We start from the raw sequence: 26,329 nt of genomic DNA, 5'->3' as shown, positions 1-26,329 counted from the left end.
TTTGAAACAGAAACTCCCCATATACGCCTCGCTTATCTCCGTCTTCCAAGGACAATTCAGCTTCTGAACCTAAGTAGTAACCAGTTTCCAGTAAATTGTATTGAGTGTGTTGTACAGAAAATGCGGGTCCATCTGAGCGGAAAGCGCCTTGATCTCAGTCGTCCGCTTGGTCGTCTCTGCCTCCTTGACCTTCTCTATCAGCTTGACGATCTGCTCAAGCATTCGGTTAAACCGTAAACCAATCTGAGCGATCTCGTCCTGACTATTGCTCTCAAAGCGGGCTGTCAGATCGTTCAACTCAACGCGCTTCATGACCTGCTGAAGTCCTTTCAGGGGTAGAAGCAAGTAGCCCGTAAACGCCCCAGATACGAGTAAGGCCAGCAAAAAGCAGCTGGCAGTAATGGCGGCGATCATCCATTTGACGTAGATGAGATCCTTCAATACGTAACCCTTGGATTGAATGGCAACCACGGTCCAGTCATTCAGTTGCAGACGAGCATAATTGAACAGATAGTCATCGCCATTCAACTGATCGGGTGCATAACCAGTCTGGGCACCTTTCAAAAGTGCGGTTATGACGCCGCTATTTACCGCCTCCTGAATCATCGTGCCCTCTTCCTGAAGGGCAGGCTGTCCCTGACCATTCAACAGAAAATGCTCAGCTCCGCCCTCGGCACCTGTATCGAGCAGTTGTCGGAGTCCCTCCTCGCGAATGTTAACGACAACGTACACATCCTTCACTGGATCCGAGGAAATAGGCTGCAAAATGAGTGAGACAACCCGGTTGCCCCCTAAAAACAACGTATCCTCATGGCCTTCGATCCATACATTACGCTTCTCCTGTGCGGATCGTTTGTAAAGCGGCGTCTTCTCAAAGAAGGTTTGACGGTTGAGATTCATCGATGATGGATAAAATTCGCCAATCGGCGTCGAAACGTAGATCGAGTGAATGAGCGGTTCGGCAATCCGCGCCTGGGAAAATACATTATCCATCTCGGTCCAGCGAATAAAATAACTTGACGCATCCATCGCATTCACGTCCTTCAGCATGGCCCGAAATGGCTGGCTAATCATGAACGTCATCATAACCAGCATCAGCTTGTTCAACTTCTCGTCTACAATTTTCGCTGATTGCGTGACAGAGTCCTGAGTCAGCTTCATCGCGTTATTCTCCAAGATATTGGAGGTGATGGAATAGGAGAGCCCGCCTGTTGTCAAAACTGCTAGTATGGTGACGATCAAAAAGGCCAATCTTAGCTTGTTGCGAAACGATAGCTTACTTCGGTCAAGCATCGGCGACTCCCCCGTTCATCGGGCATCGCCCGTTGACTGTATAGATTAATTATGTCACGATGCCATCCCTTACACAATGCACGCTGAAGGTCAACTTATGCATAGTAATAAAGCGCAGACGGCGCGCTGCTAGATAGATTGCGACGAAAAAGGTGCAGCGCCATGACTGACGATACACCCTAATTTTTTTACTTTCCTTACCCTTTAATTGACCCGGAAGTTACCTGCATGAACGATTTGTTCGCCAGAATATAAATCAGCAGCATCGGCAAGATCGATAAGCAGGCTCCAGCCATCATCAGATGCGTCTGCATTGCGGCGGAAGAGCCGTAGCGAAGATTGGCAAGCCCAACGGTCAGCGTTTGCAGCTTCGGATTAGTCATTGTAAACACAAGAGGCAAAATATATTCATTCCACGCATGTCGGAAAGCGAACAGTCCAGAAACCCCGAGACCCGGCTTCAATAGCGGAAGGATAATTGTAAAGAAGCTGCGGGAGAAACTGGAGCCGTCAATCATAGCCGCTTCATCAATCTCCCGTGGGATGGACTTGAAGAACCCGAGCAAGATAAAGAACGTACTCGCATGCGCGCTCACCAAGATAAGAATGACACCCCACAGCGAAGTATTCAGATGCAGCTTGACCATCAAATCAAACTGCGGACGGAGCACGACGGCTCCGACGGAGATGAACATCGTTGATGCTTGTATACCCACGTACAGCGACTTAAGCGGAAAGTTTCTACGGTCTACTACGTAAGCGGCCATCGCCGCTACGAGCAGCGTACCAACTGTCACCGCGATGCTTAAGTACATGCTATTCCACGTATATTGAGCGAACTTCGTTTGCCTCCAGGCCTCGGCGTAATTAGAAAACTGCCATACCTGTGGCAATAAACCTCCTCCGCTCATTAGCTCGGCGTTGCTTTTTAACGACCCGGCCACGGTCATCAGCACAGGGAACACCGTTAGTAGCGCCGTGATAAGAAGAAACGCCCATAGGACGATCCGACTGGCACTCTTAACGAGGCGTAAGTGCACAGGTTGCTCTGCTCGCGATATCGTTAATTCGTTCATTTCTGTACACCTCCCCGAGCTAGAACACCTTGCTCATTTTTCGACTGAAGTAAAAGTATATAGACGTAATCGCTCCGACAATGACGGCGGTGGTGAAGCCTACCGCACTGCCATAGCCGATCTGCTGAGCGACGGGCGCTCCTGTGGATACAGGGAACAGCAGTTTATAGAGGTACAAATACATAACCTCCGTACGGCCAATCGGACCACCCTCCGTCATGACCATAATGCTTTCATAGCCCTTAAGCGAAGCGATGATAGCGAGCATAATAATCATCTGCATCACCGGTCCCAGCATCGGAATCGTAATATGCCGAAAGCGCTGCCCTGCATTTGCTCCATCAATCGACGCGCTTTCATACAGGTCGTTCGGAATGCTCTGCAATCCCGCTAGGAATAGCAGCATATAATTCCCAACCGCTCCCCATGCCGCCACGATAATTACCGTCAGCATTGCATATTTCGGACCGAGCCATTCAATCGGCTCTGAGATAATCGAGTATTGAAGCAGCAGTTGATTCACCATGCCGTTGTAGGAATTGAAAATAATAAAGAATACGACAGAGATGACCGCTGTACTAATAACCGTCGGCATGAAATAGATCGCGCGCAGCAGTCCGCGGCCACGCAGTTTCCCGTTAAGGATTACCGCGAGCAGCAGTGACAGTGGAATCGTGATAATCAGCTTGCCTACCGCGTAAATGAACGTATTTTTGACTGATTCCCAGAACTGTACGTCGGTTGCGAGCCTGCGGAAGTTATCAAGCCCTACGAACACCTCCGCGCCATAACCTGCGTAATCGTAGAACATGTAACGCAGCACCCAGACCAATGGGTATATGCCCAAAGCAAGGGTCAGGATGACGCTCGGTAAAAGAAAAATTGTGTTTTCACTCAGCCTTCTCCATGCGGACATAAGTCCTTCTCCTCCTCCATAAATTGTCGCCTAAAGCTGCTCTCATGACTTGTGCCACCTTGATACGGGTTCTTTTGCAAAAGAGAAAGAGCCTTCGCCGTAACTTCTGCGAAAGCTCCTGCCCTCGCCGCTTATTTGCCCTGCAGCTTGGCCGGATCAAAGCCCGGGTTCGGCGCGATCTTCACATCGCCCTTCTGAACTGCTTTATCCAACGCCGCATTATAGCGGGTATTCAAATCCTGAACGATCTTCGCCACATCTCCACCAGCCAGCATGTATTTAACGAAGGAGTCTGCATAATTCATGCCCTCAGGCGTCACGTTCGGTGATACCGGCCATAGCGAGTCCAGCTTGCCTACTAGGAAGCCGTCCATGCCAGGAACTTGAGGCTGCTTCGCTTTCTGTGCGATGCTTGGCACAACCGCGATGCCAAAGCCCTTCTCGTGGTACGTCGTCAACACGTCATCGCCGTGCATGAATTGCATGAACTTCCAGGCAGCATCCTTGTTCTGCGATGTATTGCTCAATCCGAGCCATGTGCCCGCCGATACGATTTCGGATGTACCGCCGCGCTTGCCGTCCAATGTTGGAGGAAGTGCCCCAGCCCAGTTGATCTTCGTCGGGAACTGATCCTTGTACACGCCCGGCTCCGTCGAGAAGGACATGTACATCCCGATCTTGCCTGCCGCGAACTGTGCCCGCATCGGATCGATATCCAACGTCTCCGCACCCGGTATAATGCTTCCGTCTTCATACATTTTCTTGAAATACTTCATCGCCTCTGCGTACGGGGCAAAGTCGAATTTGCCTGTTTTAATATCAAAGCCAAGCCCTTGGTAGCCGCTAAGCGATAAAATTTCGCGAACCGATCGGTCCAAAGCGCTTTTCGGATTTTTGAAGTTGAGCGCGAAGCCATACACGCCATCTTTCTTGCCCACTTCGGTAATTTTCTTAGCTGCATCCACCATCTCCTGAAGCGATTGCGGTGGATTCTGAATACCAGCTTTGGCGAACAAATCCTTGTTGTAGACAAGTCGCAAGGTCAGCCCTGTATTCGGCAGCGAGTACAGTTTGCCGTCGAAGCGGTTGACTCCTTCAATCAGCACGGTCGAGAACTTCGACTTAAGATCCTCAGTCAAATACGAGTCGATGGGAGCTAGATATCCTTTTTTATAAAAGGTTTCCGTATTGACGCTTTTTATCCGAAGCACGTCCGGCGCTTGATTACTGGAGAACGCGATGTCGACGCTTTGATTATAATTCTCCGACATGACGGTTAATTCAACTTCGATATTGTCTTTGTTTGTCGTGTTGAACTGGTTGATCAGTTCTTTGATGTACTCCTGGTCATGACGATCGTCCGTCCAGTATTTAACAATCTTCTTCTGTGCTGGCTTTGAGGTCTGTTCGCCGCTCTTCCCCGCATCCGTGTCCGCGCTTCCGCAGCCGGCCAAGCCGACCGTCAAAGCTATGCCAAGTCCTAGTCCTACTATTTTCTTCATTGTCTAAGTTACCCCATTTCATCTCAGCTTGTGTTCCTGTTTTTTATTATAGACTACCCCAAAGAAAAAGAGAGTGGGGTGTGTCCACTCTCTAGGGTAACAAAACGATGATGGAAAGCGCCTTAATGCTTCTCTTGTCTTTACTCTAAATTAATCCTGATTTTTGCAAAAGCCTTCTTACGATAACCGCAACTTCCGCACGGGTGATATTGCTTTTCGGCGCCAATAAATGGCTGTCTCTGCCGGTAATGATTCCGCTCTTGATGCTGGAGGCGATACTGCTCTTCGCATAGTCGGCAGTGCTGCCTGCATCTTCAAAGCCTGTTAGCAAAGCTTCCGCTTCGCTGGCTTGGAGCTCTACATTCAACCCGGTGAGCTTCATGGCTCTGACCGCCATAGTCATCGCCTGTTCACGGGTAATTCGATCCGCAGGCCCGAAGGTTCCGCTTCCGTATCCGTCAATAATACCGTATTCGTAAGCCGTCGCTACAGCGTTGTAATACCAGCTGCCCTTCATTACATCCTTAAACAGCTCCTTACCCGTGCCAGGACGCAAGAGTCCCAGACCTTTGACGATCATCGCGGCAAACTCCGCGCGAGTCATGTCTCTGTCCGGCTCGAACCGGCCGACTTCGGTGCCGTCAATGACCAGTCTGGAGGCCATGTCGTTCACCGCTTCCTTCGCCCAATGCGCATTCACATCCGCAAAGGCTTTCGGGCTGTTAATGACCGAATAGATGCTATTGGTCATGGAACTGATTCTGACATAACGTTTGCCGTCGATGACCGTCGTTGTCGTCGGCACAGGCGAGAAGGTTCCATCCGCGTTTAGAACAACCCCAGTCGTCAGCTTGCTCGAATCGATGCCATCCGGAAGTGCAATGGTTCTTTCCACATAACCGTTGAATTTGGATACTTCCATCGTTTTTCCGCCGCTGCTGACTGTAATTTCGAACGATACCGGCTTGACGACAATCTGGTACCCATTTCGATTTGCCGTGTCTTGCACAGCCTTTTCCGTTTCGGCCGAAGGCGTAGAGATCGTAATATTGATCTTCAGATTGTCTAATGCCGCTTGCGACCCCAGCTGCTGGGACACAGCATCAATTTGGATAAGGGCTGCGGGCACCGTATACGTTACATTCCCTGTCTTGATCTCCAGTACGGCTTCCTTCGATTCCATGCTCTTGATCATCCCACCGGTTAATTCTACGACTACCACGTCAGATGGGCTATTAACCGGAATCGTCACGGTTGCGCCATTGCCTTCCTGCGACAATGTTTGCTCCAGCTTGCTCCGATCCACAGTTACGGTCGTGATAGTTTTATCATCTTTCTGAGAGTCTACGCCAGAATTACTCGATGCTGGCGGCGTGGTTGTGCCGTTATCGCTTCCGCTTGAATCATTGCCGCCGGATTCATTGTCGGATCCACCGTTATCTCCGGCCGGAACCGCATTGACCGTCAGGTTGATGGTCTTGGTATCCGTCGTGCCATTGATCCATGCCAACCCATTCCAGCTTTGCTTCTGGAACGTAACCGTGATGGTAAAATGGCCTGCTGATGCCGTCGTGTAGCCTGAAGAATATACCTGTCCACTGACCGTGAATATCCCGGATTTGCCAGCCTCCGTGGAGCTCCATGCTGCCGGATAATACCTTTCCTCTCCTACTATCGTTCCAACCTCCTGCTGTCGGTCTCCCGTCGCCGTGACGACGACCGTCTCTCCTGCCATGACGCTGGATGCGTTCAGAGCAAGCGTGTTATGGTCAGCGTTGGCCGCAGGTGCGGGACTAACAGTGAGCATTGCGGTCGCGGTATCCGTTACGCTATTAACCCATGCTGTTCCATCCCATACCTGCTTCTGATACGTGGCGGTTATTGTCAATACTCCGGATATAGTAGGCGTATAGTCCGATTGGTATACCTGCCCCGTTACGGTAAAAACTCCGGATTTGCCGGCTTCGGAGGAGCTCCACATCGTCGGATAATATCGCTCTTCTCCGATGATTGTCGGTGTCACGCTCTGTCTGTTGCCTTCTGCCGTTAAGGTTACAGGTTGTCCCACCATCACCTCGCTTGGGTTAACGCTAAGACTGTTGCCCGCTTGGTTAATCGGCGAATATACCTGCAGGGTCACCGTTTTGGTGTCTGTCTCCCCGTTAATCCAGGACGAGCCATTCCAGCTCATCTTCTGGAACGTAGCCGTTACGACATGTGTTCCCACTTCAGAAGCTGCATAGCTGGATGTGTAGGCTCCCTCATCGACATTCCAATTAAAGCTGTCGCTTTGTCCGGTTTCTGTGGATGACCAGGTCGTCGGGATAAATCTTTCGTCTCCCGCCAGAGAGCCATCCATGGATTGTCTGTCCCCTTCAGCCGTTATCGTTACCCTATCACCTGCCGCTACTCTGAAGCGGTCGAGGGATATGGCGTTGTTGGCCGCATCGGCTTTAACGGATCCATCGTCCGATTTAGCGGTAATAAATATCGTAAACTGCTTCTCGGTGGAAAGTCCGCTTCCATCCGTACTTTTGATCCGAATCCAATAGGTATTCTTCGCATCATAAACGAATGGTGTCACCGTCTGCAATGTATTGCCGGAGATGGTGAAGCTGCTATTGTCATCATCTCCTGTACCTGCAACAAGCGTATAGGTAAAGTTGTCTCCCGTATCGGGGTCGACGGTGGAGAATGTTCCCACACTGCTTCCCGGAGCCGTGCTTTCTGATACGCTGTCATTGGTCAGCGTAATGTTCGTAGGTGCATTATTCAAACTTGAAACTGAAACATCATCAAAAAGCGCATTCGCAGTGGTTGTTCGGAATCCGATTTTCCCTTCCGTTAATTCCGTTACAGGATTGGTCCAAATGGTCTTTAATTCTCCATCCACATAGCCGCGAATGGTATTCCCTTGAATGACAACCTTCACTGTATACCATTGTTTCGTAACCGCTGTGAACGCGGAACTGGATACATTGGTTAGAACGCCATCAACAGCTTTAAACAGCTCGAGCTTCTTTGACGATGAATTAATTCGGTACATATAGTAATTATTTGAATCCTTCGCTCGAAATACAATTCCGGCGTTTGAATCCGATATTGGGAGTTTCATTTTCGCTTCATACATGTAATCGGTCCACGACTCACCCGCAGTAATGATGGCTGTTGTGCTAGCCTTCTGGGCCAGAGCTTGCGTGTCATTATCTAGTAGAACACCCCAGGTACCTGAAGTTTTACTCCAACCGTTGGAATTTCCATCTTCGAAATCGTCACTGAAGAGGATGTCTTTAGGCGTCGGCTCGATGGGTGTTTCATCCAGATCGGTTATGTGGATAATAAAGACTTTCTCATAAGATAATCCTCCTGAATCCGTACTTCTCACGCGTATGCTGTAGCTATCTTTCGTTTCGTAATCCGGTACCATACGAAGAATCAGCGTGTTCCCAAGCACGGGAATGGAGAAGCTGCTGTTGTCTGTATCGCCGTCACCTGCCACAAGCGTGTAAGCAAACGTATCCAGTTCATCGGGATCATCTGTGGAAAAGGTTCCAACGGTGCTGCCTGCAGTCGTATTTTCCACTACGAGGTCATTTGAAATCCTAATATCGGTAGGCGCCTCATTAATAGCGGAAACGACGGCATCGTCAAACAGTACTTTGGCCGAAGTGGTTCGGAATCCGATGCCTCCTGTTGTTAATTCTTGGGCAGGATTCGTCCAACTCGTCATTAATACGCCGTCCACATAAGCTTTGACGGTATTTCCTTGAACAGTCACTTTTACCGTATACCACTGTTTCGCTGGCGTGAATGGAGTTTCGGCTACAGCAGTCATAGTTCCGTTTATGGATTTAAACAGCTCCAGCTTCTTGGACTTTGCATTGACACGGTACATATAGAAATTAGTTTCATCCTGCACTCTGAAGAGAAGGCCGCCGTTCTCCTGTCCGTTGATCAGTGGCAGCTTCGTTCTGGCTTCAAAGGAGTAATCGGTCCATGCAGCACCTGCGTTAGCAGTAATAAGAGAGGTATTCGTCGAATTGCCGCCGGACAAAACTTTTCCATTATCTTCCACAATTGACCAGGCACCTGCAGAACTTGTCCATGGTTCGATATTCCCATCTTCGAAATCATCGCTGAAGATAGGCGGAGTCGTATTAATGATGGCTACTCCTCGCACATTTTCATTCCTCACGGATGCTTTCAGATCGCTCAGGCTTCTCGCAAGCTGACCCTTCACATAAACGTCCGTGAACGTCAAGCCGTCCACCATTCCACCGTTAGTTGGATTCCCTTGAATCTGGGATGTACCTCCCGTCTGGCGTACATTAATATTCTTGAACAGGATATTGCTTACATTCCCGGATGTGCTGGTGGAAACCCTGAACCAATAATTACCGAATTGGTTAATGCCGACTCGTTCGATATCGATATTCTCGAACGTAACATTTTTCGCGTAACCTTCCTCTGGAAGCGGATTACTTGTAAAAGCATGATCGACAAGCAGCGCCCTAGCGCTTTGATACACATAAGAGTTCCGGATGGTTACGTTAATTTGAGGCGTGCATATACCCATGCCTAGCTTAAACGCCGCAGTACGGGACCAGGCGATACAATCGTCGAAGACCACATTCTCCAAATGCTCAATTGCACCCGGCCAATTCTTGGACATTCCCAATTGCGGCCAGGTTTTGGTGGAGAAGGTATCATCGTCGGAGATAGCGATCGCATGTTTGACCAACACGTTCTGACTCTCGTTAATATCTATGGCATCGTCTTCAAGAACATGAAGATTCTGGTATCCCTTGTAATTCTTAATCGTCACGTTGTCGGAACGAACCACCAGGAACGCCCAGAAACCGCCGTCGCGCAAGGTCAGTCCGTCAAAGGTAAAGTTGCTAGTCGCAATCGGGACCAGCAGGTTATTGATGAATCCTTCCCCATTCTTGTGCGTTGGCGGAGCATTCGTCATCTTGCGTTTCCGCATCTCCACCCCTTTGCCATCGATGGTTCCGCGTCCACGCATCGTGATATTCTCGGAATTTACTTCCGTACGGATAAAGTAAGTTCCATCCGAGATCGTATCCTTGCGGAAGTCATTCCGGTAATCCTCTCCCTTGCCTGTACCGACAATGACAGCGCCTCCGGCCAGGTAGAAGGTGACGTTGCTTTTCAAGGTCAGATTGCTCGATTTGTAGACTCCAGCTGGAATATACACCGTACCTCCACCGGCTGCATTCGCATCGTCGATGGCCTGTTGAATTGCAGCCGAAGTGATTGTAGCCCCTGTGTTATCCGCATTGTACGGCACGGATGTCACATTATAGATTCCGGAACCCGATGAAGCGGGAATATCCGTCTCGAGTGGATCGGCCGCAATGACAAGTCTTTTCCTTATCTTCGCCGGATCGCTTTCATCTGCTTTTTCATTCGGATCCTCATTAATATCCACAATCACGTAAGTGGAGGTAGACAATGTAAACGTCAGCTTATTCCCATCGACTGTCCCTTTGATATTTTTAGCCAGTGGGGAGATCGAATACGAGGTAATCGGTTTGTTCGCCGTAACCTCAATGCTGACCGTTCCGGAGAAAGAAAACTCCGCATAGTCATATTCAGGCAGGTATTGGATTACGGGAATCGTCTCATCATCCGCCTTTAATGAATAAACATCGGATTGCGTATAGATGGAGGGCATCGGGTAGTTCTGAATCGTGGCCGGCCCACCAGTTGCCTGGAGATGAGCTCCAGAATCGGCTCCATCTGCAGAGCCCGTTGAAGTAATGGAATAGTTTTCAATGGCGTTGACCGCACCGACCGTCTGTGGCACAAAAAATGTGATCATGATTGCAAGCACTAATAGAAGACTCATACCTTTTTTTATAAGCATACATACCTCCGCAAAATCAAAATTCTTTCCTGCTGACTATATTCAGCCAAGCAACTGTAAGCGCTATCAATGTAAGCAGTTCCGTTTATCTCAGTTGACCCCCTCTCACGGAATTATTCATTCATTATAATCCTTGGTCAAGAAGAATGGAGTGAGGTAATCCCACTCTATAGGGATACAATTGTAAGGTTCGACTCACAGTTATGCTTCTACGGAGAATGGTTGATGAGCAATACTCGTGAGTCCTCATCTAAGCTGTATTCTGCTCAAAACTTAAACCAAGGGATCCTCTTATATCAAGATATAAGCAGATCCCTTGTGATATTGTATTAGAGCACGGATAGTCTAACTAATGCGTTCCGGCAACATCTAGCGTGACTTCCTTGCCGGTTGTTTTCTTAAACGTAGAGTTGTCAATTCTCTCTTTAAGCTTTTCATAGAATAGATTTTCGTCAAATGGAAGATCTACCCAACTATCCGTCCACGCTGATAAATGCATCGCATTGGAAAGACTCAAGCCCTTAATACCCTCTATACCAGGAGCAATGAGCTGGGTGCCATGTAAGATTGCGTTAACCCAATCATTTAAGATGCCAACATGTTGCGTATTCTCGCCTGGCGTAGGGATTTCACATTTCCAACATTCAGGGCTGCCAAAACCGCCTTTAAAATCGCGGTTAAACTCTCTTTCGGATACACGCAATCGCCAGAAAGTTAACTTGTCGTCCTCAATAACAATTTTTCCTCGATCACCTGTAATTTCAAATCGATTTGTCCCTGGTGCTTCTCCAGTCGATGTCACAAACAGACCTGTAGCCCCATTTTCGTACTCAACATGCGTTGTTACATCGTCTTCAACTTCAATATCATGATATTTTCCAAAGGACATGAAGGAGCGCACTCGTTTTGGCATGCCGCATGTCCACTGCCATAGATCCAGTTGGTGCGGATCTTGATTGAGCAGTACGCCGCCGCCTTCACCTGCCCAAGTCGCACGCCATTCTCTGGCATCATAGTAGCTTTGAGGTCGGTACCAATTCGTGATAATCCAGATCGACCGTTTAATTTCGCCAAGCTCTCCGGAATCGATGAGTTCTTTCAATTTTCGATACACGGGATTGGTTCGCTGGTTGTACATAATCCCAAATACTTTATCGCTTTGTAACGCAACTTCATTCATCTCGCTAACGGCTTTCGTGTAAACACCCGCCGGTTTTTCGATCATCGTATGATAACCATGATTCAAAGCTTGAATGGCTAAAACGGGATGATCATAATGAAGTGTCGCGATAATAACGGCGTCAAATGCTTTGGATTGAAAGAAAGCATCCACATCATCAAATATCTTGACCTTATCGCTAAAGTTTTGCTTCGCCCATTCCAATCGCTCCGCACTTATATCAAACACTGCTGTTAGTTCCGCATGGGGAACCTTTCCTGCGATGATATTTTTGGCATGTCCAGTACCCATACCTCCAATGCCTATAATGCCTATACGCACCTTTTCCATAAAGACTCCTCCGTTAGTTCTCGATTTTAGTTAGAATTCGTTTTAACGCTTGAACTGCAATAGCGAAGCTTTTTGGCCCGCCTTCTGGTAAATTGAAACCTGGTGAATGGGGCTCCAGTTCGGCAAATCCTTTAAATTTCCCAAGGTGAGGTTCAAGTGATAAAAATCCTTCATAACCACTGCTATATAATTCACTTAAAATTTCTTCTATGCAGCCATCCCCGTCTCCAGCTGGCACTACATGGTGGTCGCTGTAGACAGCATCCTTAACATGTATATATGCGATATGCTCCTTAAGCATTGCAAAGCCTTCGGGATAGTTCCTTGCATTGCATTGAACAAAATTTGCAAAGTCGAAAATGCCCTTGACCGAGTCGGAATTTAAGCTCTTAAGGAGATCAAGGCATCTCTCTGGGGTGTCTCCATAAATATCTTTTTCATTCTCATGAAGAAGAATTACGCCGCTTCCTTCTGCTGCCTTTACAAATTGCCCCCACCGATGAATGACTTCATTGCGGTATGTTTCCGGCGCATCACCTTGTGGAATCCAGAAGCTAAACATTCGGATAAACGGACTTTTCATAATTTTGGCGACTTCTAACGTATGCTTGAACAGCTCCAAGTGAGGTTCAAAATCATCGTTAATACCGATCTTTCCTAATGGTGAACCAACAGCTGACAACTTAAATCCTCTGGCATCAATTCGTCGCTTAATTTCTCTGACTTCGTCTAGCGTATAATAAACGAGATTTTTCCCATCTACGCCTCTCATTTCAATAAACTTAATGCCATGCTGGTCAAGTACATCCATCTGCGTATCTAAATTGGCATCGATTTCATCTGCAAATGCAGATAATATAAATTGGCTCATTTGTTGCCATCCTCTCGTTGTTTTATTTTACATTCTATCTCAACAATCATTTCTATTCATTGGAATTATTGCGGGATACATTGCAAATATTGCTTATCCGCTTATAATGATTACTGAAGGGGGGAGATCATGAGCACTCAAATCCAACGCTACATTAGCAAGCAATTTTCTATGGAGCATAAGGTGACAGATTCTCCGAAGGAAATTAAGACACACTTACATGACCGCTATGAATTGTTTTATTTTATTTCAGGAGATTTAACTTATTATATCGAAGGACAAGCTTACACACTTTCTCCAAACGATATCGTCATAACGAACTCAAGAGAGTTGCATAGAATTGTTTTTAACTCGAAAGCCTGCTATGAAAGAAAGTATATTCAATTTAAGCCAGAGTACATTTCTGCCTTTCAAACAGATGATTACAATATGCTTTACCATATTGAGAACAGGAAGCTAGGATATTGTAACAAGATACCTGCGGAAGAAGTCTTTGCATATAAAATAAACGAGCTTTGGGAGAGAATCGAACAAACTACGCAGGACTCCTCTCCTGAAAGCCCGATTATGATGAAAGCAATATTTATACAAATGCTGATCACGATTAATAAAATCTTTTCAAAATATAATCATACTTATACCGATCGTCACAAATATGATGAGAAAATAGTGGCAATATTGGATTACATCAACAAAAATCTAGAAGAAAAAATTTCACTAGACAGGCTGCAGCAGAAATTTTATGTAAACAAATATTACTTATGCCACATCTTTAAATTGAATACGGGATTCACAGTCATTGAGTATATTACCTATAAAAGAATTATGAGCGCCATAGAGCTTCTCATGTCCGGAATGCCTGCAATAGATGCCGCTCATGCGGTCGGGTTTGGAGATTATTCAACCTTTTATAAGGCATTTAGAAATATTACTGGATTTTCTCCTAAACAGTACTATAGGAAATAGGTGCAAGCTGGATTTTCAACAAGAGTTGAACTCGAAAGCAAATATCCCTAGGTCTTATTTCCATAAGTCTAGGGATACTTGCCAATTGATTAGTAAGTCAGTTCTCCATTACCGATGCGAACTTCATCAACCTCCATATTGGCGATGGGTGTGTTGCTTCCGCCGAACATTAGCGCGTTGGTTCCTGTTGCTCCACTCGCTGCGCCGCTCCAAGCCAATGTTCCGTCTACATAAAGATCGTAGGTGTAGTTAGAATGAATAATGACACGGTAAGTATGAAACACGGTTGTATCCAATGTGTACGTCTTCGTCGGGCTCGTGCGGTCGTTTGTGACAGTGCCCGAAGTACCATGCGTAATATAAATGGGAATTAAGTAATTTGCGCTGCGCACGATGACATCATTGATCGTATTGGCAGCCTTCGATTTAGCGATAAATTCAAGCGTAAATGCTCCGACTGGGGGCGTAAAGCCTGATTTGGTCAAGTAAAAGTAGCTGCCGGTGGAGCCTGTTCCTGTATCAATAATTGTAACCGTGCCCGTGTTTTGGGTAATTGAGCCAGTCGTACCGCTGGTAGTCCAACCTGTCGTATTACTCATTGATTCGTTGACCACATCCCACTGTGAGGCTGGTGTTATCTCACCTGTCCCCATCCTGAAGGTATCTACGGTAAGATTCGCCGTATTCACATTGTTGCCGCCGATTCTTAGATTTGCCGTACCTACCGTGTCGCTAGCAGCGCCAGACCAAACCAAGACATCATCGACATAGAGGTCATATGTGTAATTGGCATGTACCACCACCCGATAGGAGTGATATACGGTTGTGTTCAGCGTGTAGCTTTTCGTCGGAGAGATGGCGCGATCCTTTACGGTTCCCGAGGTGCCGTGTGTGATGTAAATCGGAATTTGATAGTTTCCGCTGCGAACTGCAATTTCATTCACGGTACTTGCAGCATTCGTTTTTAACCTCGTTTCAAAGGTGAAGGCCCCTGCTGGAGGTGTAAAGCTGTCCTTCGACAAATAATAGTAACTGCCGGACGCTGATGTACCCGTATCCGTTATGGTGACGGTTCCTGAATTTTGCGTCACCGAGCCAGTGGTACCTGTGGTACTCCAACCGCTTGAGTAACTACTCATATTATCATTTATCATATTCCATACGCTGCCCGTGCCACCGCCAGTACCTGTTTTACTAATAACGGCATGGAATGTTTTTCCCCTGGCTCCATTCACATTTACACTTAGAATTAAGGTTGGCGAGCTTTGAATAACGCTGACCCCTGAATCCACTGAGATTGTACTCCCTAAAGGCTTATGCACTTCAATTTGTATCGTACCCGTGTTGCTGAAAGTCGGATCGGATACGGATATCTCAACCTCATCATTCGTCTCACTGACCAGCACCGATGCCTTCTTATTACTTGTTAGGTAAGCAGATCCGCTCACATTCACCGTCTTGGAAGCATCCCTCCAGAAATTCGCTGCCACTAGATTAAGACCTGTCTCTTTCACGGCTTGAACGTCTCCTGAATTTTCCAGTATCGTCACATTCGGGTTACCGGCATAGGTTTCCAACTGGCTATTGGACTTGCCAGGCAGAATAACATACGAATAGCTGCCATTCGTCGGGTTTGTGCCGTGATCGAACCAGAAGTTCAAATAATTATTCGTAATCGATTCTGTTGGTGTTACGGGACGGGCATTAATACTGTACCAGGTACCGGTTCGTGCCTCTCTCTTCCCTTTCAAAGAAGGAGCTGTCGGGAAGTAGTAACCAATATCCGAGCCTGTCACATTGCCAGCCAGATGAATCGTATTGATGCCGGTCATCGTTTCTGACCAAGTAAGCGCCGTGCTTTTAGCTGCTCCATTAACGGTAAGCGCATTGTTGCCGGAGCTGTTCAGCTTGCGGTTTTCAACAATCGACTCGACGACCAAACCATCGGTTGATGTTATGCCCGCACCAAGAGCGACAATTTCATCATCGAACATAAACCACGATTTCTTAGCGGTAAGCGTCTTGTTATGTGCGTTAAACTCCATGCCCGTTGCTCCGTAGAGATTCTGATGCTCAGCACCGCCAACCCAGCTCATCGTGCTTAATTTACCGCTGCTTGCGCCAGAATTCGCATTCACCGTTGTTCCCGGCAAACGGAAAGAATCTACGGTCGGCCAATAGCCTTCGCTATACTGACTCAAATCGTTGTTATACAAATAGGTCATGCCATCGCCTGTATGCCAGCCTTTTTTGTTCTCATCATTACCCAATTCGAAGTTGTAAACCCGATTGGAGTACATGCTGATCCCAAACCCGAATCCGGGTCTCAAATGAACCGTGCGATCCATGGAAGGATACTGCTTATGCCGGAGCAATTCTCCCCGTGAAGAAATACTGGAATCGTTCATGATTCCTTTGGCAAGCGCCACGGTCTCTAGGGGTACATCCAAATAAAAGCTGCGGTACGTATCGGCTCCAATCCAATATTTAACCATCTTTTTAAAAGCAAGCGCATCACTCGCTGGAGCGAACTGCGAGAGACGAATAAATGCAATCATCGCGTCATGTCCAGCGGTATGATCCTCTGCATAATTCCGCGAAATATTGCGTCCGCGGACCATATCCATCATGGCCCCTTTGTAAATCAAGGGCTCGAAGGCATCATAAGCCCATTTATAAATATTGACTTTGTCTGAATCCGTTACCTCCCAGGAAGACCCGGCTAGTAAATACATCATGTTGGCGGTATCTTTAAACATGTTTTTCCCGTAACCACCCGTGTACGAGTATTTGCCATGCTGGATGAAAGAGCCGTCTTTATAAAAGCCGTCACTTGAGGTTACATAATCCAACTCTGCGCTGACGCCGTCTCTGCCCAACCCGATCTTTGTGCTGTCTTTAACAAGGATCCCCCTGACCCCAACAACCGTCGCGGACCATACGCGATTGGCGCCTGTCCTACTAGGGCTTGGAGCAAATTGATTGACTGCATTCATATAGTTAGTTCTTTGTGTGGATGTCAGGTCATTATAGAGGAGAACCACCGTATCGTTCAAACGAAGGGGCGCCCCTATCTCCCAATCCCACCAATTGTCATATGTCGTAGTGCTCGGATTATAACGATTGGCATGCATCCAATCGAGTCCATTGATAATCGTATTCCGAAGCTGTGAATTTCCGTTTAAACTTGAGCCGGTAACCGTATAGGCTAGCGCCATCGCTTTTAATCGATCATAGGCCGAGGTCACATTGGCTGAAACCGAAGTATCGCTCAAGTCCGGCCATAACGTCGTTCTGCCGGCAGACAGGTCCATTGTATCCCAGTAGCCGGTTCCTGCGGAGCATGGTGGTGCTCCGCAGCCATTCGTCACAATGTCTTCCATCGAATCAATCTTAGCAGCAATATCGGGGTCGGTTGTTGATATGCCTGTTCCACCGGTCCATATATTCTTCCATTTATCGCGGAGCGTATCATATTCATCCGCAAAAATGGAATTGCCACCGACCAGCATTCCTGCAATGACCAAACCTAAACAAACTATTTTCCTCATGTCCCACCTCTTCGTTTTTATTGTAAACGCTTCCACCTCCTTCAGTATAAGAAACTCCATTGAAATTGAATAGAATACAACGATTACTACTTCTATTCCTAAAATGACTATTTGAACGTCCCGATAACCTATCCTCTCACTTCACTTGGCAGGACACCCCAGATCTTGGCGAAGGTACGGGAAAAGTAGCTGACATTTATATAACCGACCTGGCTAGCCACATCCTGAACCTTATCCCCTTGTAAGAGCAATTCCTTGGCCTTCTCCATTTTCTTATGAATCACATATTGGCTGAAGGGTTGTCCCGTTTCCATTTTAAACAGCCTGCTGAGGTAAGAGCAGTTGACGAAAAGCTTCTCGGCAATCGTGTTTAAGCTCAAATTATCATGCAAATTCTCGTCAATCATCTCTAGTACAGATGAGGTGAGCTTATTCACTCCCTTCTTGCGTTGATTCTCCAGATAAGCCAGAACTGCAAATAAGGAACGAACCAGCCATTCTTTAATTTGGTGGCGAGATATCAACTCTTGATTGTTTTGAAAAAAGTGAAGATCGTCCCCTAGCACTTCCTTGGATAGAAGTCCCTTACCATGCATCCACTGTACCAGCATACTGCTCAGGAGAAGTACTTGGAGCTGGATCTCCTCGATCGACCGCTCCGGCTGGATCACATTGGCAAGCAGTTCCTCTACCGCTTCAATCACATGACTTTTGCTGCACATATCCAAAGCGACCATAAGCTTCTTCATGGCATTAGCAGGGAGCTCCGTTTCGGTTATGGATTCTTTCTCTTCACGAGAATGAATAGCTACATAATGGCCATAGACCACTCTTTCCTGGAGCGCTGCGTTTGCCTGCATGTACGACCTTGGTACATCCGTTAATCGGATGGCTGTTTGGCCGATGCCAGCGCTCGCCGTAACCTTCAGGCATTCCTTGACAATCGACAGCAGCCTGGTGATGGAGTAGTTCACCCGATGGCAAAAGCCATCCTCGTTTTCCGAATCGGTGCGACGAAAGATGACCGCTGTGTTTCCAGCGGAAACCTGGAACACATAACACGCATCCTGCTCTAGTACTTCCTTCGTTATACACTGGATGGAGAATTGGAGCAGTGACTCGTCGTTTCTGCTGAATCGCAATTCTTCATCACTTAACGGATCCATAGCTAGGATAGCAACCATATATAATCCGTCTTCCTGCAGTTCGATCTGCAGCTCCCTGCTCTTATGAATAATTTCCCATTCTGCATATTGTCCTGCCACCCAGTTATTCCAAAAGATGTTTCGGAGCGCCGGGAGATGGTAGCCCCACTTTTCCTTTATTGAATTACTATTAAAGCGCTCCTGTTGCTCCATCTGTATTTTTTTCTTGGTCTGCAGCACAGCCTCTAGAATCTCCTCGTTACGAGCCGGCTTCAAGAGATAATCCATGATGCCGAGTTGGACTGCTTTTTGTGCATACTCGAATTGATCGTAACCGCTCAATATGATCATCCGGACATGTTGGTGTTTCTTATTTATTTCCTCCGCAAGCGTAAGTCCGTCCATGTCTGGCATCTGAATATCGATAATCATAATATCGACCTTCTTCATTCCTACGATGTGAAGAGCTTCAATACCGTTCTGAGCCATTCCAACAATTTCAATGCCATGCTGTTCCCAAGGAATAAATTCTGTGATCCTTGTATGTAATCCTATCTCGTCCTCTACCAATAACAGATTCATTCCTTGATCCCCTTATCCATTAATCGTTTCGGTATCCGAATGAATACCGACGTTCCTTGGCCCCAGAGGCTTTCTATCCATAAATCTGCCTCTTCCCCATACGTAAGCTTCAACCGAGCCTTTACATTTCGCAAGCCGAATAGGTCAGCAAAGCTCAGCCCCTCGTTAACAATCAACGGCATATTTTGAAACGATATCTGATGTAGCTGCTCTTGGATATACAGCAGCCGATCAGGAGATATTCCTACCCCGTTATCCTTTACCTCCAGCAATACGTCCCCCTCTTCTGTAAGGGTACAGTTCACATGGATATCCCATTTCCCTGACTTGCTTTCTACGCCATGAATGATGGCATTCTCTACGATAGGCTGCAGCAGCAGCTTGACCAGCTTCAACTGTGAGCATTCAGGATGCATAAAGACATGTACGCGAAGATTGTTGTTAAACCGGAGTTGCTGGACCTTCACATAATAAAGCATGTGCTCGAAGGTTTCTTCGATAGTGAACAAATCCATTTTCCCTTTGCCCAGACTAATGCGCATAAACTTGGAAAGATTGTATACCATTTCGCCTATATCGTCGACGCCGCTAATAATTGCTGATGAATAGATCGAATCCAATGTATTATATAAAAAATGCGGGTTAATCTGTGCTTGCATAAGACGCAGCTCCGCTTGGCTGGCACGAAGCTGCTGCTCATAAATGCCTTGAATCAGATGTCTCTGATCCGTCGTTAGTAAATTAAACGAATCCATCAAAAAACCGAATTCATCCTTGCGCTTATGCTCAATGACCGTATCGAGCTGTCCTTGACGAAATTGCTTCATTCCAAGGATAAGCTTGGTAAGAGGTGAAGAAATACCGCTATAGACGAACCAGGAAATACATACCGCTACAATCGCGCTGATGAAAATGGTCAATAGCGTATTCCGCTGTACCTGCCGGGTCAAAGCAAAAATTTCGGCTTCCGGCTGGATCATCACCAAAGACCAATGGGAGCTGGCAGATGTTGTTTTTACAAGCAGTTGACGTTCCCCATTCAACTCCTGCCGTTCTATCCACATGTTCGGATTATCCTCATCGAGATCAACGGCCTCTAAAGGACTAGAACCTGTTCCTGCAATATACCGTTTCTGGCTATCATAGAGATGTACCTCGGCATTGCCTTTGGGAAGCAAATGCTCAATTAGCTTTTCCAGATAATCGCTGCTAACGGACACGATCACAATGTTCTGTTTGCCCTGAGGATCACTGAAATTCATCAATCGCAGCAGGTGGATGCTTTTCTGATCTACATCGTCTCCCAAAATAGCATGGATATCCTTCAGTTCTTCACCAGGCCGGACGATAACGAGGTTGCCATTGGATTCTACTGTTCGCTGAAGTAGCGGGATCTGCTGAATGTTGTCGTTCTTACGATAAGCTCTATTGCTGATCAGAAATCCGGACGATTGATGAAGTACGGCTGCTTGCTTAACTGCTTTATTAACAGAGGTAATGCCTGAAATTTGAGAGGAAGCCTTCTGAAATTGCAGAATGTCTGCTGCTGTAGGTACAACAGCACTATCCTCGAATGTTCGAATCAAATATGGATCTGTTGCGATCAATGTGGACATATCATAAAATCCCTGCATGATCAGATCAATATATTCCAAGGACGACTCCATCCCGTTGATTGTTCGCTCGGCAAACTGCTCCTCCAAATTTCGCTTAGATTGCATATTCGAGAGCAAGCTAACGGTAACCAAGGGCAACAATATAATTAAAAAATAAACCGTTAGCCGTACTTGTACCGATTGTTTAAATCTCTTGTTCTTCCATGCCATACACTGCACCGCCTCATCCTGTACAAACCTTACCATATGCCTTTAAGGCTAACAAACTTATGCCAAAAGAGGAATAGGGTGCGCATTGCACTGCACCCTATTCCTGAACCTTACTTCTTCTTATTTACCTTGTACCACTCGTTCACTTCTTTGGTAAGCTCTTCTCCGCCATCCTTCAGAAATTGCGAGGTAAACTTATCAAAGTCATCTAGAGGTAATGTGCCCATGATGATTTTGGTAAAGGTTTCTTCCAACTGTTGGTTCAGCTTGACCCCATACTTGGCAAGAGCTGGTGTCGGCGAGCCTGTGTATTTATTGGCGATCACATTTTTATTGATGATATTGATATTCTCGTTCATCTTGAATTCAAGGCCGGTTGCGTCCAGACGCGCACCTTCCAGATCAGCATCCCAAATACTGCCCAAATCCACCAGAACATTGCGATAAATATGCTTCTCATGAGCTGCTATATCGATAGATAGCTTGCCGTCCTTGCGATTCCAAATGTTATGCTCAGGCAAACCGAGCTTAATCGCCTCCCAATTTTCTTGCTTTGCGATAAAATTCAACAATTTTATTGTGCTCTCAGCATTCGTGCTCTTCGCCGGAATAACCATATACGATACAACTGGATTCTTGGAGCCCACACCGGATTTCCCTTCCGAACCGACCGGGTAAGGCAAAGAAATCCATTCTGCCTTTGGATCATTCTTTTTGCTGCCCAAAATGACGGTAGGCTCCTTGGTATCAAACCAGGTTGCCGAGTAAATACCGACCTTGCCCGATACAATTTTCTCACCGATATTTTTCGACTTGTTTAATGCCCATTCTTGATCCAGCGTCTTTTGCTTATACAATTCTGCCATGTATTTCAAGGCTTGCTTCGTTTCTGGAAGCACCACAGCGTTGACAAGTTCGCCGTTGCGTTCAACCCAGTTATTGACTTTAATTGCTTCATTCGTTGCAATCGGCACACCAAACGCCCCGAAATAAGGACCCGAACGAGCCAGCTTTTCACCAATCAGCATACCAATTGTATCAGCCTTGCCGTTTCCGTCCGGATCTTGTTCGGCAAAAGCTTTCATCACTTTCGTGTATTCATCCAATGTTTTTGGCGGCTGCAAGCCAAGTTTATCCAACCAGTCCTTTCGGACATACATAATTTCGTCTCCAAGCTTGGTCGAAATTCCGGGAAGTGCATAAATTTTTCCGTCGAACGTTACACGATCCCATATTTCCGGAGGCATGCTTTTCTTAATATCTGGGGCAAATTTATCGATCAAATCATTTAATGGCAATATCGCTTTTTGTTTGGCTAGATTCGTTACCCAGCTAACATCGCGGGAATGGATTAAATCGTACTGCTCTCCGGATGCCAGCAGCACATTCAATTTATCTTGATACCCGTCTGCAGCCAGCTCATTAAGCCTCAGATTAAACCCGCTTTTCTCACGAATATATTTGATGTAATCGTTGTTATTGGCATCCGTTCCTTCCATATATTTACGTCCGCTGTTATTGATGACGAAATTTAGATTGACAGGCTCTTTAACCTGTGTAGTACTACCGCTAGCTGTCGCCGTACTAGCCTGTTTGTCCTCTTTCGCACAACCTGCTGCCAATCCAACCAGCAGCAATGACGCTACGGTTACGGATACACTTTTTATTAGTTTGTTATTCATATCTCTAGCCTCCTCTATGGGTATATCATGCAAACCATTTTTCAACCTATGCCATTATCCTTTTACTGAACCTATTAAAACACCTTTAACGAAATAACGCTGAAGGAAAGGGTATACCATGACAATGGGTAACGTACTTACAATTAAGGCTGCTGCCTTCAAGGATTCGATGGCTGCCGAATTCTTCTCCATCGCCCTTGTCTCCAGATTTGTTTCATTGGACAGAATCAAATCTCTCAAATACATTTGCAACGGATGCAGATCACGTTTATTCAAATACAGCACTGCATCAAAAAATGAATTCCAATGTGCCACACCGTGGAACAGAGCTATGGTTGCGATGACCGGCATCGACAAGGGAAGCACGATTCGGAACAAGATCCCGATATTGCTGCACCCGTCCATCCGAGCGGATTCCTCCAATTCAATGGGTACGCTTTGAAAGAAGCTGCGCATAATAATCACATTAAAGGCGCTGATCGCCCCAGGAATGATCAAAGCCCAGAAGGTATCGATTAATCCAGCTTCTTTCACAACCAAATAAGTCGGTATGAGTCCACCAGAGAACAGCATCGTGAACACAATCATGAATTGAATCCATTGTCGACCTAGAATATAGGATTTCGATAAAGGATACGCAAGCAGGCTTGTCAGGCCCACACTGAGCAATGTACCAATTACTGTGCGATTCACGCTTACACTGAACGCATTGATAAAGGCCGTATCTTTTAGTACATTTTTATAAGCATCGATATTCCAACCTATCGGCCAGAAACCCACGATCCCTGAAATGACTGCTTGCTGATTGCTGAACGATTGGGCCACAATATGAAGGAATGGCGCTAATGCGAGCAACGAGAATACAACTAAAACCGTATGGTTCAAAGCCGAGAACCATTTTTCTCCTCTGGAGACTAACATCCTTTAACACCTCCTTTCCGCTGCTAGTACAAGCCATCTTGTCCGAACCACTTCACCAACTTGTTCGCAACAAGTACAAATAGAAGACTGACTATCGACTTAAATAGCCCTATTGCCGTGGTATAACTGAATTCTGCTTGTGCGATACCGACACGGTACACATAGGTCTCGAATACGTCGGCCACTTCATATACCAGTGAATTGTATAAAATAAAAATTTGCTCGAACCCAACATCCAGTACATGTCCTAATCGCAGCAAAAACAAAATAATAATCGTGCTCGTAAGTGAAGGGAGCGTAATATGCCAGAGTTGCTTCCACTTGTTGGCACCGTCTACAACCGCTGCCTCGTATAATTGCGGATCGATAGAGGCCAATGCCGCCAAATAGATAATCGCACCCCAGCCCATATCCTTCCAAATGTCGCTTGCAACCAGAACGGTTCGGAACCAAGATGGGTTAGCTAGGAAAAAAATTGGTTCCATGCCCATGAATATGAGAGCCTTATTGATCGTGCCGGTTGTCGGTGATAAGACAGTAATGAGAATGCCGCCCAAGATGACCCAAGATAGAAAATGAGGCAAATAAGCCAAGGTTTGAATCGTCCGCTTAAAAAATACATATTTAATTTCATTGAGCAGCAGCGCCAAAATAATCGGCCCCGGAAAACCCCAAATGATTTTATACAAACTGATCAACAACGTATTTCGAAAAATCGTATAAAATTGCGGGTCTTCGAACATCTTGCGGAAGTGCTCCAGCCCGACCCACTCGCTTCCAGTAAAGCCGTTAAAAATGCTGAAATCCTGGAAAGCAATAACAATTCCGGCCATAGGCAAATACTTAAAAATAATAAAATAAACAATCCCGGGCACCATCAGCAAATATAAATCCCAATAGGAACGAAAATTGGATGTGTAGCCACGCCATTTTTGAGATTTAACAGCTTTCTTTAAAGGCGTTGTGCTTGATTGTGCGGTCACAGTATTGAGTTCCATACTCCATGTCTCCTTGCTGTCAGCTCTTTGTATTGCTTCGTAGGATGCTTCTTAACTTGGTTCTTGGGCTATTTCATGAAATGCTTCTTTGAGTATCTGGCCGGCAGCCATTGCAGCGATAGTTCCGGAAACGCCTCCTCCAATAACAATGATGTTACAATAATTCTTATTCATATCCCTTATCAATATAAGGTATCAAGGATCCAATTAGTATATAGGGACTATGACTTCTTATAGCTCATATATGACCTTTTTCTTATTCTCTCAACAACAAAAAGGCTATCCCTCAGTCATTCGACTAAAGGGAGAGCCCCAAACTATTTCTATAATCGTTATCCTAGATAAAACTCGATTGCGACCTCTTCTTTGAATCCGAGTTCTCGATACACGTTTACTCCTAATTCGCTCGACTGCAGCACGGCTAACTGTGCGCCAGAGACTTGTCCTTCACGAATCGCATGCGCTGTCATAGCACTTCCAATACCTCTGCGCCGATACGCTTCTACCGTTGCAACGTTGTAAATACCAATCGTATCACCTTCTTGGAATGCGGTTGCAGCTCCTGCAGGATGGCCGTCCAAAAAGCCGACATAGTGCTGTAATATCGTTTGATCATTTGTTCCTATCGCTTCATTAATTTGCATGAATACATCACCTGTATCTCCCTTTAAGCCGAATGTGGGAAGCACAATCTCCTTGAACCATGCGAATTCCAATGTTGTACGGATTGGTTTAATCTCGAAGTTGGGAATCGTTGTCGTATTAAACGTCCAGTTAGAAAGAGGAAGCGACATTCCTGGCGAATAACTGGATTTTGTAAGCCCGAGATTCTCAAGTACCCTCGCCAAGTCGCGGGCTTCGTCGTCATGCGACCAGACCAACCAAGAGAAAGGGAGGTTACGTGCACGATAATGGCTGGCAATCACTTCGATGTCGCCAATGGCGGTTTCTGATTCCATACATTGATAGGCGATTACTCGATTGAATAGCGAATGGGGAAGATCACTTTCATATCGATTCACTCCTGGAGCATTAACGTATGTGATACGTGGGCAAGCAGCGCTCATTTGTTTCATAATGCGAATCATGTTTTGTTTAATCTTCTCCGCAGTTAACATGTATAACCTCGCTAACATAATTGATTGTACTGCATAGTGTTATTCTATACTTAATGTGGTGTTTATAACATTAAACTTAGAAATTGACATTAGTTTTGGCAAGCGGAATATGAACATCAAAGTAATGTTTTCGAACCTTTCCGTATCTTTTAGCTTATCGTGGCTAATAATTATTTTGCTGCTCATGAATTAGCAACCTTACTATAACCCGCGACGCTCCGTCTTTATTGTTTTCATAAATCGTTAATAAAAATAAATGCCTAACTTTAAAGCACATGCATAATTATGTATAATCATTTCGGAGTAAAATAGGATGGCTTTTCAAACGTAATGAATTTCTTGCTGCTGCAATGCTCGGCAACAAATTCCACCAACCTGGCCGGTACGGTTTCCCAATCATACTCGGAAAGTCGGGGAAATGCTCCGGATGATTTCCTCCCTCAAGTAACTCTGACTCAACCGGTTTCAGACAACTTCCCCCT

At 46.1% G+C, this 26,329-nt stretch carries 15 protein-coding genes; 1 reads left to right on the top strand and 14 read right to left on the bottom strand.

Going from position 1 to position 26,329, the window contains the following annotated elements:
- Positions 1–69: 69 nt before the first annotated feature.
- The 7 genes from A8708_RS30210 to A8708_RS30180 all read right to left on the bottom strand — a co-directional run bounded on the left by A8708_RS30210 (position 70) and on the right by A8708_RS30180 (position 13,058).
- Positions 70–1,293 carry a cache domain-containing sensor histidine kinase gene (locus A8708_RS30210; RefSeq protein ID WP_068670007.1) on the bottom strand — a complete coding sequence of 408 codons (1,224 nt, stop codon included), beginning with the start codon at positions 1,291–1,293 and terminating at the stop codon, positions 70–72.
- A 197-nt stretch (positions 1,294–1,490) separates the two neighbouring features.
- Positions 1,491–2,369: a carbohydrate ABC transporter permease gene (locus A8708_RS30205; protein ID WP_082927903.1), complete on the bottom strand. Its 879-nt coding sequence runs from the start codon at positions 2,367–2,369 to the stop codon at positions 1,491–1,493.
- A 19-nt stretch (positions 2,370–2,388) separates the two neighbouring features.
- The gene (locus tag A8708_RS30200) at positions 2,389–3,285 is read right to left on the bottom strand and encodes a carbohydrate ABC transporter permease (RefSeq protein ID WP_068670006.1); all 897 of its coding nucleotides are present in this window, start codon (positions 3,283–3,285) and stop codon (positions 2,389–2,391) included.
- Between the two features lie 131 nt (positions 3,286–3,416).
- Positions 3,417–4,787 carry an ABC transporter substrate-binding protein gene (locus tag A8708_RS30195; RefSeq protein ID WP_068670004.1) on the bottom strand — a complete coding sequence of 457 codons (1,371 nt, stop codon included), beginning with the start codon at positions 4,785–4,787 and terminating at the stop codon, positions 3,417–3,419.
- A 145-nt stretch (positions 4,788–4,932) separates the two neighbouring features.
- On the bottom strand, positions 4,933–10,677 hold the full coding sequence (locus tag A8708_RS30190; protein ID WP_068670002.1) for an S-layer homology domain-containing protein: 5,745 nt from the start codon (positions 10,675–10,677) through the stop codon (positions 4,933–4,935).
- Between the two features lie 349 nt (positions 10,678–11,026).
- On the bottom strand, positions 11,027–12,187 hold the full coding sequence (locus tag A8708_RS30185) for a Gfo/Idh/MocA family protein (RefSeq protein WP_068670000.1): 1,161 nt from the start codon (positions 12,185–12,187) through the stop codon (positions 11,027–11,029).
- A gap of 13 nt (positions 12,188–12,200) precedes the next feature.
- Entirely contained in the window at positions 12,201–13,058 is an 858-nt protein-coding gene (locus A8708_RS30180) for a sugar phosphate isomerase/epimerase family protein (protein ID WP_068669998.1), read from the bottom strand.
- A 129-nt stretch (positions 13,059–13,187) separates the two neighbouring features.
- Here A8708_RS30180 and A8708_RS30175 point away from each other — a divergent pair, with 129 nt between their 5' ends.
- On the top strand, positions 13,188–14,024 hold the full coding sequence (locus tag A8708_RS30175) for an AraC family transcriptional regulator (protein WP_068669996.1): 837 nt from the start codon (positions 13,188–13,190) through the stop codon (positions 14,022–14,024).
- Positions 14,025–14,113: 89 nt separating this feature from the next.
- Here the strand turns inward: A8708_RS30175 and A8708_RS30170 are convergent, their stop codons facing one another.
- The 7 genes from A8708_RS30170 to A8708_RS30140 form a co-directional block, all read right to left on the bottom strand.
- On the bottom strand, positions 14,114–17,575 hold the full coding sequence (locus A8708_RS30170) for a polysaccharide lyase 8 family protein (protein ID WP_068669994.1): 3,462 nt from the start codon (positions 17,573–17,575) through the stop codon (positions 14,114–14,116).
- A 128-nt stretch (positions 17,576–17,703) separates the two neighbouring features.
- Positions 17,704–19,302 carry a response regulator gene (locus A8708_RS30165; protein ID WP_068669992.1) on the bottom strand — a complete coding sequence of 533 codons (1,599 nt, stop codon included), beginning with the start codon at positions 19,300–19,302 and terminating at the stop codon, positions 17,704–17,706.
- Positions 19,299–21,128 carry a sensor histidine kinase gene (locus tag A8708_RS30160; protein WP_068669990.1) on the bottom strand — a complete coding sequence of 610 codons (1,830 nt, stop codon included), beginning with the start codon at positions 21,126–21,128 and terminating at the stop codon, positions 19,299–19,301. Before A8708_RS30160 ends, A8708_RS30165 begins: the two co-directional genes overlap by 4 nt.
- A gap of 110 nt (positions 21,129–21,238) precedes the next feature.
- A complete protein-coding gene (locus tag A8708_RS30155) occupies positions 21,239–22,810 on the bottom strand; it encodes an extracellular solute-binding protein (protein WP_068669988.1) in 1,572 nt (523 codons plus the stop codon).
- Between the two features lie 54 nt (positions 22,811–22,864).
- Positions 22,865–23,731, bottom strand: coding sequence for a carbohydrate ABC transporter permease (locus A8708_RS30150; RefSeq protein ID WP_068669982.1), 867 nt, complete (start codon positions 23,729–23,731; stop codon positions 22,865–22,867).
- Between the two features lie 23 nt (positions 23,732–23,754).
- The gene (locus A8708_RS30145) at positions 23,755–24,729 is read right to left on the bottom strand and encodes an ABC transporter permease (RefSeq protein ID WP_068669981.1); all 975 of its coding nucleotides are present in this window, start codon (positions 24,727–24,729) and stop codon (positions 23,755–23,757) included.
- Between the two features lie 332 nt (positions 24,730–25,061).
- A complete protein-coding gene (locus A8708_RS30140) occupies positions 25,062–25,847 on the bottom strand; it encodes a GNAT family N-acetyltransferase (protein ID WP_068669979.1) in 786 nt (261 codons plus the stop codon).
- Between the last annotated feature and the right edge of the window lie 482 nt (positions 25,848–26,329).

It is taken from the genome of Paenibacillus oryzisoli (assembly GCF_001653565.1).
Lineage (GTDB): Bacteria > Bacillota > Bacilli > Paenibacillales > NBRC-103111 > Paenibacillus_E > Paenibacillus_E oryzisoli.
Note: the sequence above shows the minus strand (reverse complement) of the source record. Positions and strands in the feature narration are given on the sequence as shown.

Excerpts from the sequence above, each read along its gene's own strand:
- A8708_RS30180 (WP_068669998.1), bottom strand. The coding sequence starts at position 13,058 with ATGAGCCAATTTATATTATCTGCATTTGCAGATGAAATCGATGCCAAT.
- A8708_RS30160 (WP_068669990.1), bottom strand. The coding sequence starts at position 21,128 with ATGGCATGGAAGAACAAGAGATTTAAACAATCGGTACAAGTACGGCTA.
- A8708_RS30155 (WP_068669988.1), bottom strand. The coding sequence starts at position 22,810 with ATGAATAACAAACTAATAAAAAGTGTATCCGTAACCGTAGCGTCATTG.
- A8708_RS30200 (WP_068670006.1), bottom strand. The coding sequence starts at position 3,285 with ATGTCCGCATGGAGAAGGCTGAGTGAAAACACAATTTTTCTTTTACCG.
- A8708_RS30175 (WP_068669996.1), top strand. The coding sequence starts at position 13,188 with ATGAGCACTCAAATCCAACGCTACATTAGCAAGCAATTTTCTATGGAG.
- A8708_RS30210 (WP_068670007.1), bottom strand. The coding sequence starts at position 1,293 with ATGCTTGACCGAAGTAAGCTATCGTTTCGCAACAAGCTAAGATTGGCC.
- A8708_RS30140 (WP_068669979.1), bottom strand. The coding sequence starts at position 25,847 with ATGTTAACTGCGGAGAAGATTAAACAAAACATGATTCGCATTATGAAA.
- A8708_RS30205 (WP_082927903.1), bottom strand. The coding sequence starts at position 2,369 with ATGAACGAATTAACGATATCGCGAGCAGAGCAACCTGTGCACTTACGC.
- A8708_RS30170 (WP_068669994.1), bottom strand. The coding sequence starts at position 17,575 with ATGAGGAAAATAGTTTGTTTAGGTTTGGTCATTGCAGGAATGCTGGTC.
- A8708_RS30195 (WP_068670004.1), bottom strand. The coding sequence starts at position 4,787 with ATGAAGAAAATAGTAGGACTAGGACTTGGCATAGCTTTGACGGTCGGC.
- A8708_RS30145 (WP_068669981.1), bottom strand. The coding sequence starts at position 24,729 with ATGGAACTCAATACTGTGACCGCACAATCAAGCACAACGCCTTTAAAG.
- A8708_RS30190 (WP_068670002.1), bottom strand. The coding sequence starts at position 10,677 with ATGCTTATAAAAAAAGGTATGAGTCTTCTATTAGTGCTTGCAATCATG.
- A8708_RS30150 (WP_068669982.1), bottom strand. The coding sequence starts at position 23,731 with ATGTTAGTCTCCAGAGGAGAAAAATGGTTCTCGGCTTTGAACCATACG.
- A8708_RS30165 (WP_068669992.1), bottom strand. The coding sequence starts at position 19,302 with ATGAATCTGTTATTGGTAGAGGACGAGATAGGATTACATACAAGGATC.
- A8708_RS30185 (WP_068670000.1), bottom strand. The coding sequence starts at position 12,187 with ATGGAAAAGGTGCGTATAGGCATTATAGGCATTGGAGGTATGGGTACT.